The organism is Pseudoalteromonas sp. SR44-2 (genome assembly GCF_014163745.1).
GTDB classification, from domain to species: Bacteria; Pseudomonadota; Gammaproteobacteria; order Enterobacterales; family Alteromonadaceae; genus Pseudoalteromonas; species Pseudoalteromonas distincta.
This window is the reverse complement of record NZ_JACJDW010000001.1, coordinates 199518-210521: the sequence shown is the minus strand read 5'-3', so window position 1 is coordinate 210521 and position 11004 is coordinate 199518. Positions and strand designations below refer to the sequence as shown.

Annotated in this window: 7 protein-coding genes; 3 read left to right on the top strand and 4 right to left on the bottom strand. The window is 37.5% G+C overall.

Going from position 1 to position 11004, the window contains the following annotated elements; all coding sequences use genetic code 11:
- Positions 1 to 119 precede the first annotated feature (119 nt).
- Positions 120 to 1469 carry a class II 3-deoxy-7-phosphoheptulonate synthase gene (locus H5115_RS00845; protein WP_024596521.1) on the top strand — a complete coding sequence of 450 codons (1350 nt, stop codon included), beginning with the start codon at positions 120 to 122 and terminating at the stop codon, positions 1467 to 1469.
- 62 nt (positions 1470 to 1531) lie between these two features.
- On the opposite strand, the gene H5115_RS00840 is transcribed toward H5115_RS00845, so the two are convergent.
- Positions 1532 to 2341: a pyruvate, water dikinase regulatory protein gene (locus H5115_RS00840; protein ID WP_182753111.1), complete on the bottom strand. Its 810-nt coding sequence runs from the start codon at positions 2339 to 2341 to the stop codon at positions 1532 to 1534.
- 156 nt (positions 2342 to 2497) lie between these two features.
- On the opposite strand from H5115_RS00840, the gene ppsA reads away from it, so the two are divergent.
- Positions 2498 to 4873 (top strand): phosphoenolpyruvate synthase, encoded by a 2376-nt coding sequence (ppsA, locus tag H5115_RS00835; RefSeq protein WP_182753110.1) that lies wholly within the window; start codon positions 2498 to 2500, stop codon positions 4871 to 4873.
- A 70-nt stretch (positions 4874 to 4943) separates the two neighbouring features.
- Here ppsA and H5115_RS00830 read toward each other — a convergent pair whose 3' ends face one another.
- Positions 4944 to 5153, bottom strand: a complete 210-nt coding sequence (locus tag H5115_RS00830) for a PGPGW domain-containing protein (protein WP_165723774.1) — start codon at positions 5151 to 5153, stop codon at positions 4944 to 4946.
- A gap of 145 nt (positions 5154 to 5298) precedes the next feature.
- Here H5115_RS00830 and H5115_RS00825 point away from each other — a divergent pair, with 145 nt between their 5' ends.
- Positions 5299 to 8346 (top strand): FAD-binding and (Fe-S)-binding domain-containing protein, encoded by a 3048-nt coding sequence (locus tag H5115_RS00825; RefSeq protein WP_182753108.1) that lies wholly within the window; start codon positions 5299 to 5301, stop codon positions 8344 to 8346.
- 142 nt (positions 8347 to 8488) lie between these two features.
- Here the strand turns inward: H5115_RS00825 and H5115_RS00820 are convergent, their stop codons facing one another.
- Together H5115_RS00820 and H5115_RS00815 are read right to left on the bottom strand one after the other, a co-directional pair.
- Complete coding sequence (locus tag H5115_RS00820; protein ID WP_182753106.1) at positions 8489 to 9688, bottom strand: sodium:proton antiporter; 1200 nt, start codon at positions 9686 to 9688, stop codon at positions 8489 to 8491.
- Positions 9688 to 10899, bottom strand: coding sequence for a tyrosine-type recombinase/integrase (locus tag H5115_RS00815; RefSeq protein ID WP_007377559.1), 1212 nt, complete (start codon positions 10897 to 10899; stop codon positions 9688 to 9690). Before H5115_RS00815 ends, H5115_RS00820 begins: the two co-directional genes overlap by 1 nt.
- Positions 10900 to 11004 lie beyond the last annotated feature (105 nt).

The window sequence follows — 11004 nt, the reverse complement described above, 5'->3', positions numbered from 1 at the left end:
TTACTTTTATACTTAACTCATAACTAAATAATTGGAAAATAGTGAATTTAGTCCTTGAACATAGGGGTCTGCATACGTTAATTTCTTCTTATCAGGTAATGTAGGAATGAGGAAAAATTATGTCATCGTGGAACCCAAATAGCTGGAGAGAGCTGCCAATACTGCAGCAGCCACAGTACCCAGATCAAGAAATACTTAAATCAGTAGAAGGCCAATTAAAAACGGCTCCGCCTCTAGTTTTTGCTGAAGAAACAAGAAGCCTATTCAAACAACTTGAAGACGTGTGCGAAGGTCGTGCATTTTTACTCCAAGGTGGTGACTGTGCCGAGTCGTTTAGCGATTTTAATGCCGCTAATATTCGCGATACATTCAAAACAATTTTACAAATGGCTGTTGTATTAACTTACGGCGGTAAATGCCCTGTAGTTAAAATAGCGCGTATGGCTGGTCAATACGCTAAACCTCGTTCAGCAGACTTAGAAACAATTAATGGCGTGTCTTTACCATCTTACCGTGGCGACATCATTAATAATATTGAGTTTACAGAAGAAGCGCGCATTCCAGACCCACAACGTTTAATGACTGCATACCATCATAGTGCTGCTACATTAAACTTATTACGTGCATTTGCACAAGGTGGCCTAGCCGATCTTCATCAGGTTAACCGCTGGAACATGGGCTTTGTTGCTGCAAATCCACTTAAAGAAAAATACCAACAACTTGCAGATAAAATTCAAGACGCACTAGAGTTTATGGAAGTGTGCGGAATTAACTCTACAATTGCGCCAAGCTTAAAAGAAACCGATTTATACACTTCTCACGAAGCTTTACTACTTGGTTACGAAGAGGCACTAACACGTCGCGACCATTTATCGGGTGACTGGTACGATTGTTCTGCTCACTTTGTTTGGATAGGTGAACGTACACGCCAACTAGACCATGCACATATTGAATTCTTTAAAGGCATTAAAAACCCAATTGGTGTTAAAGTAGGCCCAGGTATGGACCCAGACGACCTAATTCGTTTAATTGACGCATTAAACCCAGATAACATTCCTGGTCGTTTAACGCTAATTACACGTATGGGTGCAGACGTACTGCCAGAAAAACTCCCAGCACTAGTAAGAAGGGTTCAACAAGAAGGCCGTAAAGTAATTTGGAGTTCTGATCCAATGCACGGTAATACTGAAAAAGCGACATCGGGTTACAAAACGCGTAACTTCGATAATATCATGCGCGAAATCAGTCAATTCTTCGCTGTACACAAAGCTGAAGGTTCATACGCAGGTGGTGTTCACCTAGAAATGACAGGTCAGCACGTAACAGAATGTACAGGCGGTGCTTACGGTTTATCTGACGATGACTTAGCACAGCGTTACAAAACGCAGTGTGATCCACGCCTTAACGCCGACCAAGTATTAGAGTTAGGCTTTTTAGTAGCTGATTTACTAAAAGACGCACGTAAATAATATTTATTGATACAAAAAAAACCGCTTAGTTGCGGTTTTTTATTACAAATTTGATGAGTAAGTTAGTACTTACGTCGCTCCAAGTCTGTTTCTATCAGTATTTTTGCAGAAATTTCTTCAACAGAATGATGCGTAGAATTAAAGTAAGCTATTTTGTGACGCTTATACAACATTTCCACTTCGCGCACCTCAATACGGCACTGTTTAATTGAAGCATACTTAGAGTTAGCCATACGTCGATGCCTTATAGCCGCAAGCCTCTCAGGGTCAATCGTCAGTCCAAATAACTTATGTTTATAAGGGACTAAACACTTAGGCAAACCTTCATTATCTAAATCTTCTTCTGTAATAGGATAGTTAGCTGCTTTAATGCCGTACTGCAGTGCTAAGTATAAGCTTGTCGGTGTTTTACCACTTCTGCTAACGCCAATTAAAATGATGTCTGCTTCGGAAAAGTTTTTAATATTTCCGCCATCATCATTCATAAGAGCATAGTTAACCGCATCAATTCTAAAATCATAACTTTTTTCGTGGATAGAATGCGTACGATGCATTTTTGGCACAGGAGCTACGTTGAGTTCTTTTTCTATTTTTTCGCTATACGTAGTTAAAAAATCATACGTAACTGCATCAGCCGATTTTATAATTTCACTTAAATTGTGATTCACAAAAGTAAAAAACACGAAAGGCTTTTCACCTGTTTTTGAAGCGGTTGCATTAATTAAAGCTTTAATTTCGTGCGCTTTTTCTTCAGTTTCTACAAATGGAATTGTTTTATGATTAAAATCGATAGGAAACAACGACAAAGTCGCATGCCCAAATACCTCTGAAGTAATTGCTGTTCCATCTGATATATAAAAAGCAGTTCTCATAATTAACCTTTTTATTGCGTTTAAATCCCTAAAATGGGTTTCCCACGGTTTACGTGAGGACTGTTGCCAGTGTAGAATGATGACGACCTTTATAAAAGGTTTTCTTTCTTAACTCTCACAGTTAGACCTACAATTTGTTTTTTTGGAGAAAGATCCGTGCAAGAATACGTTCTCTGGTATCAAGAGCTTGGTATGCAAGATGTTCCTCGAGTTGGCGGTAAAAACGCGTCACTTGGCGAAATGATTTCAAACCTCGCAAACGCAGGTGTACAAGTACCGGGTGGTTTTGCAACTACCGCAGATGCTTTTAATGAGTTTCTAGATCAATCAGGACTCACCGCCAAAATTCATGACATCCTAGATACACTTGATGTTGATGATGTAAATACACTCGCTAAAGTCGGTGCCGATATCCGCCAATGGATAATCGACACACCATTCCAACCAAACCTAGATCAAGCCATTCGCGACGCATATAGCCAACTCCATGGCGATACTGCAGCAGATGTTTCATTTGCAGTACGTTCATCAGCTACCGCTGAAGATATGCCAGATGCATCATTCGCAGGCCAACAAGAAACTTTCCTTAACGTTGTCGGTATCGATTCAGTCATGGTCGCTATTAAACACGTATTTGCTTCATTATTTAACGACCGCGCAATCTCATATCGTGTTCACCAAGGTTACGATCATCGTGGTGTAGCGTTATCAGCAGGTATACAGCGCATGGTACGTTCAGATAAGTCAGCATCTGGCGTAATGTTTAGTATTGATACAGAGTCTGGTTTTGAAGACGTTGTATTTATTACATCAAGCTATGGCTTAGGTGAAATGGTTGTACAGGGCGCGGTTAACCCTGATGAATTTTATGTTCATAAACCAACACTCCTTAAAAACAAACCTTCAGTAGTACGTCGTAATATTGGTTCTAAAGCCATACAAATGATTTACTCTGAAGACAAAGCACATGGTAAGCAAGTAGACATCGTTGATGTTGACCCTGAGCTTTCTAATAAATTTTCGATTACAGATGAAGAAGTGCAAGAACTTGCCAAGCAAGCTGTAATCATTGAAAAACATTACGGTCGTCCTATGGACATCGAATGGGCAAAAGACGGAAACGACGGCAAACTATATATAGTTCAAGCACGTCCAGAAACTGTCCGCTCAAACGAAGACTCAAACGTAATGGAACGTTTTCAATTAAATGGCACAAGTAATGTACTTGTTGAAGGCCGTGCAATTGGTCACAAAATTGGTAGCGGTGTTGTACGTGTTCTTGATTCAATCAAAGAAATGGACCAGGTACAAGTAGGCGATATTTTAGTTACCGATATGACCGACCCTGATTGGGAACCAATCATGAAACGTGCAGCAGCGATTGTTACAAATCGTGGTGGCCGTACGTGTCACGCGGCAATAATTGCACGCGAACTTGGTATTCCGGCAGTTGTTGGTTGTGGTAATGCAACTGATTTAATTAAAGCGGGACAAGAAGTAACAGTATCGTGCGCCGAAGGCGATACCGGCTTTATTTACGAAGGTATTTTAGATTTTGAAATACTAACGTCACGCGTTGATAAAATGCCAGAACTACCAATGAAAGTCATGATGAACGTGGGTAATCCCGATCGCGCCTTTGACTTTGCACGCTTACCGCATGCAGGTGTTGGCCTTGCGCGAGTTGAATTTATTATCAACCGTATGATTGGCGTTCACCCTAAAGCGTTATTAAATTTTGATGCGCAAACAGATGCATTAAAAGCAGAAATTACTGACATGATTGCCGGTTACGAATCACCAGTAGAATTTTACATAACAAAACTGGTTGAAGGTATTTCAACGCTTGGTTGTGCTTTTGCACCGGAGCGTGTAATTGTGCGTATGTCTGATTTTAAATCAAACGAATACGCAAACCTAGTTGGTGGCCAGCAATACGAGCCAGAAGAAGAAAACCCAATGATTGGTTTTCGTGGCGCCGCACGTTATATTTCTGAAGACTTCCGCGATTGTTTTGCACTAGAATGTGAAGCTATAAAACGCGTAAGAAACGACATGGATATGGCAAACATAGAAATCATGATCCCATTCGTACGTACCCTTGAAGAAGGTAAACGCGTAATTGAACTACTAGAAGAGCATGGCCTTAAACGTGGTGAAAATGGTCTTAAAGTAATCATGATGTGTGAGCTGCCTTCAAATGCATTACTTGCTGATGAATTTTTAGAAATGTTTGATGGTTTTTCTATCGGCTCTAACGATTTAACACAGTTAACGCTTGGTCTTGATCGTGATTCTGGTTTAATCGCACATTTGTTTGATGAACGTAACCCAGCAATTAAAAAACTACTTTCTATGGCAATTAAAACAGCTAAAGAAAAAGGCAAGTACGTAGGTATTTGTGGTCAAGGTCCTTCAGATCACGAAGACTTTGCAGCATGGTTAGTAGAGCAGGGCATTGACTCTGTTTCACTAAACCCAGACACAGTAATAGAAACATGGTTATACCTAGCTAAAAAATTAGCAAAGTAATAAATAGGTAAGCTATAAAAAATGCCAGCAATGTATTGCTGGCATTTTTTTATACCCAATTAAAAGTAAGTTAACGGGCTAATTTTTTATCTAAATAAGCACATGATTTAGTTAACGCCTTTTGACAAAGTGATAAGTAATGTCGCGCTTTAGGATAGTAAAACGAAAAACACAATAAACCCGCCATAAAAAATATAATCGATGGGCCAGGGACGATCGCGAAAAATAATCCTAGCAAAATAAATAGCACGCCACTGATCTGTAGTAGTAATTTTTTCATATAACACACCTCATTACTCGTTAACTTGAGTATAATTTAAGCTGCATTAAAATCGACTAAAAGAGTGTTACAAACTGTAAAATCTTCAATTTCTATTCGCCATCACCATGATATAATTAGTCAAATGCCCTAAAATATCGCCGTCATGATAGCAACAATTACACAGCAAGATGCCGCGACAGAACTTGTCGCAAATTACCTAAATACCATTGCAAGCCAAGGTTTTAGTGGAGATACCGATGCCAGTTATGCAACGCGTATTACTGCTTCAACTGATAACAGTGTGTATCAGGAAATACCGCAAGGTGTTATTTTTCCAAAAAATGAAAAAGATATTCAACTCGCACTGCAAACTGCATCTCGCGACCCATTTTTATCATTAACTTTTGGCCCTCGTGGTGGCGGAACAGGTACTAACGGTCAATCGTTAACACCAGGTATTGTTGTAGATTTGTCTCGCTATATGCGCGAAATCCTCGAAATAAATGTAGAAGAAGGCTGGGTACGCGTTCAAACTGGCGTAATAAAAGATCAACTTAATGACTTTTTAAAACCTTATGGTTTTTTCTTCTCACCCGATTTATCTACTAGTAACAGGGCAACTATTGGTGGCATGATAAGTACTGACGCCTCTGGGCAAGGTTCGTTAGTTTACGGAAAAACAAGCGATCATGTTTTAGGGCTTACAACTTATTTAGTCGATGGTACACCTATGTGTACCTCACCAATAAACATCGACAAAGCAAAAATTATAGCCGAGCAAGACTCTTTAATTGGTAGTTTATATAAAACAGTTTTAGATATTTCAGTTAATGAACGCGCAGCTATTTTAGCTAAGTTTCCACGGTTAAATAGGTTTTTAACCGGTTACGACCTAGAGCATGTTCTAAGTGATGACTTACTTATTTTTGACATGAGCCGACTAATAACAGGTTCAGAAGGCTCATTGGGTATAGTAACTGAAGCTAAATTAAACCTAACGCCTATTGCCGAATTTAAAACCCTTATAAATATCAAATACGATAGCTTTGATTCAGCACTTCGTCATTCACCGTTTTTAGTTGATGCACGCGCAACATCGGTAGAAACCGTAGATAGCAAAGTTTTAAACTTAGCGCGTGAAGACATCATTTGGAATTTAGTATCGGACTTAATAACCGATGTACCAAATAAAGATATGCAAGGCCTTAACATGGTCGAGTTTAATGCAGTATCAAACGATGATATAAAAGACAAAGTAGACACACTTTGTAAGCTTCTAGATGAATGCGTAGCAAATCAAACTAATGGCGTTATTGGTTATCAGTTAACCAGTGATAAAAGCGATATACTAAAAATTTACGCAATGCGTAAAAAGTCTGTGGGTTTATTAGGTAATGTGAAAGGCAGTCAAAAACCACTCGCCTTTGCAGAAGACACCGCTGTACCGCCTGAAAACTTAGCAGATTATATTGTCGAATTTAGAGCATTACTCGACAGCCATAATTTACAGTATGGTATGTTTGGCCATGTTGATGCTGGGGTTTTACATGTGCGGCCGGCACTTGATATGTGTGACCCAGAACAAGAAAAACTACTGCGAACTATTTCAGATCAGGTAGTAAAACTAACCGCTAAGTACGGCGGTTTAATGTGGGGCGAGCACGGTAAAGGTTACCGAAGTGAATATAGTCCTGAATTTTTTGGTGAGCATTTATATACGCAACTTCGTAAAATAAAGACAGCTTTCGATCCTAATAATCGTATTAACCCTGGTAAAATATGTACTCCTATCGATAGTGAAGACTCACTAGTTAGTGTTGATGGACAAAAGAGATCGCACTTCGATAAGCAAATATCAATAGAAGTTAAAACCAGTTTTAACAATGCAATGACCTGTAATGGTAATGGCATATGCTTTAATTACGATGAAAATTCACCTATGTGTCCATCGTATAAAGTAACTGGCGATCGTCGTAATTCACCAAAAGGTCGCGCAAGTTTAATGCGCGAATGGCTTCGATTACAAGAGTCAAAAAATGTAGATTTACTCGAAGTAGAAAAGCAGCTTAACAAAGGTGAAGTAATCACCTGGTGGGAACGTTTCGTTCATAGCCGCGAAAAACGAAAAGGTATTTACGATTTTTCTCACGAAGTAAAAGCGTCAATGGATGAATGTTTAGCATGTAAAGCATGTACAACTGCTTGCCCTATTAAAGTAGATGTTCCTACTTTTCGTTCGCGCTTTTTAAATTATTATCATAGTTATTATGCGCGTCCGCTAAAAGATTACCTTGTTGGTAACATAGAAAGCAGCGCGCCATTAATGGCAAAGTTTGCAAAAGTTATAAACCCAATTGTTAAAACATCATTAGTAAGCAATGTTATTAAAAAAACAGTTGGCTATGTTGATACACCACAGTTAAGTATTCCTGCACTTTCAAAGCGTATTACTAAAACACAAAAATTTGATTTTGATTTATTAAATAAATTAAATGCAGAGCAACAAAGTGAATATGTATTAATAGTACAAGACCCATTTACGAGCTTTTACGAAGCAGAACTAGTAGAAAGTTTTATTACTTTAATAACCCAACTTGGCAAAAAACCAATGCTATTACCTTTTAAACCAAATGGTAAACCGCAACACGTAAAAGGTTTTTTGCATGAATTTAAAGTTACAGCTAAAAATGCAGCTGAGTTTTTAAATAAATTAAATGATATTAATGCACCGCTAGTCGGTTTAGATGCGTCACTCGTTATGTGTTACCGCGATGAATATAATACAATTTTAGAAAATAACCGTGGTGAATTTAATGTGCAACTTGCTCATGAGTGGTTAGAAACACAATCGTTTAAATCACTAAGCGCAAAGCAAGATACAGATACCGAATTTACATTATTGAGTCACTGTACTGAAACAACTTCACTGCCAAAAGCAGCAAATGTTTGGCAAACAATTTTCAGTGATATTGGTTTAACATTAAAAACAACAAATACAGGTTGTTGTGGAATGGCGGGAACTTATGGCCACGAAGCACAAAATCAAGATAACTCACGTGCACTTTACGAAATGAGTTGGAAACCAATTGTAGATAAAAATAAACCAGAGCAACTTTTATCTACGGGCTTTTCTTGTCGCAGCCAAGTTAAACGTTTTGAGAAATTTAAACCAAAACACCCAATTGAATTACTCGCACAGGTACTTAGCTAATAAAAGTTAAAAAAAAGGCGTAACTTAAAAATAAGTTACGCCTTTTTTTATTAATACCCATTCGCTTAATTAAATGATCGTTTTTGAGGCTGGAAAAACGCCTTGATACCTTCGGCAAAAAATTCACTAATTTTTATAAAAGCTATTTAGATTTTTTAGCGAAACTGTCTGCAATTGGCTTTGTACTTATACCGTGAATAAATACACTAAACAAAATAGTCGTCATTGCTATTGTCGCAATTTGATATTTGTTTTCTATTTGCGTATCAATCACCATCAATGTAAAAACAATTGATGCTAATCCTCTTGGTCCAAACCACGCAAATGTAAAACGCTCTTTAATATTCAATGCCGTAAACTGCAGTGACAACATAACAGGAATTATTCTAATTAATGTTGTACTTAATAAAGCGTAAATTATAATTTCAGTATTTAATTTCGGGATAACTAAGTAAGCACAAACAAACCCAAACAAACACCAAATCATTAGCGATGTAAAATCTGCGATGTGCTCTGAGTCTTCAATTAATTCTGTTCTAACTTCTTCAGTCGAAAATTTATCAAATAGTAAACCTGCAATAAACACCGCAATAAATCCACTGCCATGAAAATACTGAGTGACAGAAAACACAGCCATAGCAAAACCAAGTAATAAAAATGGACTGGTATTTTGTGCAAAGTAATGACGTTTCATTGCAAAGTTTAAACTCGGTATAAAAACAGCGATACTTGTAATAGCTATTAATAGAGCCAGGCCAAGCTCTCGGACAAACACACTTAATGTTTGTGTTGTAGTAATAGCTGAGTCAGGATTTTTAGCGAGTAATATAAATATTAAAAATATGGGCACACATAATCCATCGTTCAAACCACTTTCAGTATTTATTCCTTCGCGTATTTTTTCAGGCACTTGTGTACTTGCTAGTAACCCTTTACTTAATGCCGCATCAGTAGGTGTTAAAATAATAGCGAGCAACGCCGCTTGAATAAGTGAAAGCTCAGCAAAGAAAAATAAAGCAACAGCAATACCGAGTAATAAAGTTAAGGGTAGGGCAACAAACAACAGTAAACTAGGATACTGAAAACTATGCCTTAATACACTTAACTTTGATTTAGCTGCATCAGAAAATAAAAATATACTTAGCGTAAGCTCTATAAATGGTAATAAAAGATCAACGCCTTCTTTTATTTTATCCCCTTCGTTGGGTAGCATTAAAGCTAAACATATTCCCCCAACAACAAAAAACATTGGGCCTGTTACTTCTGTTTTTTCTAACTGGCGAAGTGTTAAAGAATAAATTAAAAATAGTCCGCCTATAAATGATATTACTAAATACTCCATTAAATTTTCCTTTTAAGTCCAGATTTTGCTCGCTCTTTAATATTTGTTTGAATATAAATTTGATCGGTAGTAGCAATTTTAGAATGGCCTAAATCTTCTGATAAATGTTTGAGCGGTCTGGTTTGCGCATCATGTGTAGCACCAGTATGACGAAGCCAATGTGCAGTTGCAGCGCCAAGTTGTTCAGCGTCATCTTTAAAACCATCATCAAGTAATGATTGCTGAGCATAATCAAAACTTTGTTGAACTAAACGCCTAATTTGCCTTACGGTCATACCACCTTGACCGCGAATTTTATGAACTAACGGCTCAGATTCATCAACCCGAGGAAGGGCAGGTAGACCTCGATATAATCTGTATCGTTTTAAATATTCAACAAAATCATCACTTAAGGTTACATCTCGTAATTTATTACCTTTACCCATTATACGTAAAAACCAAAATCCATCATTATCTTGCCAAAAATGAGACATCACCGGCGACCATTGTGGGCGCTCAGATAATTCTGAAATTCGTAAATAAAGACCTTTTAAGCAGGCAAGCGTAAACAAATTTCGCTCTAAATCAGGGTTATGTTCGCATAAATCACGCGTTACACCAAAAACGTATTCCCATTGAATATCACTTAATGTATCAGGAATTTGAATTTGTGATTGAACAACTAAATACGGGCTATTTTTTTTAACAACAGGGACAAAGTTCGCGAATGTTTTTTCTTCGAGTAGGGCAAACTTATAAAATACATTTAAGGCAGTAAACATGGCCGATAAAGTTTGTTGGCTGGCAGTCGATTCTTTTAGCATAAAAGGGCGCCAATTTTGATTTAATCTACGAATTCCTTGCTCATCTTTATAACGCCATTGCACTGAAGTTGCAGCCCATTCTTTATCAGGTTCAACCATAAAATCAACGTAAGCTTCGATATCTTCACGTTTTAAATCGAATACTGATTTTTCTGCTATTAACCATGACCATAAATAAAAGCGTTCAAGCTCATTTCGAAAACGGCTATAAGTGGCTTCCGATTTTCGGCCATAAACATATAAAAACTGATATAAGAATGTCAGATCGGCTTTTGATTCAGTTACAGTCAAGCCAACTTCCTGTATAAAAGATGCAAGTTCTGGGTATTCTGAATTTAGAGTACCGTCATCTAGATGGGCAATTTGATATCTTAATTGTTTTAACGTATCAACCAAAGCAACAAGCATAATGTATAAATATTCAATTAAATAATAGGCTTACAGAATAACGTTAAAGTCCGATACTGTCTAGTATTGGACATAGTAAAGCTCTAATTATTTTAATACTGTGAT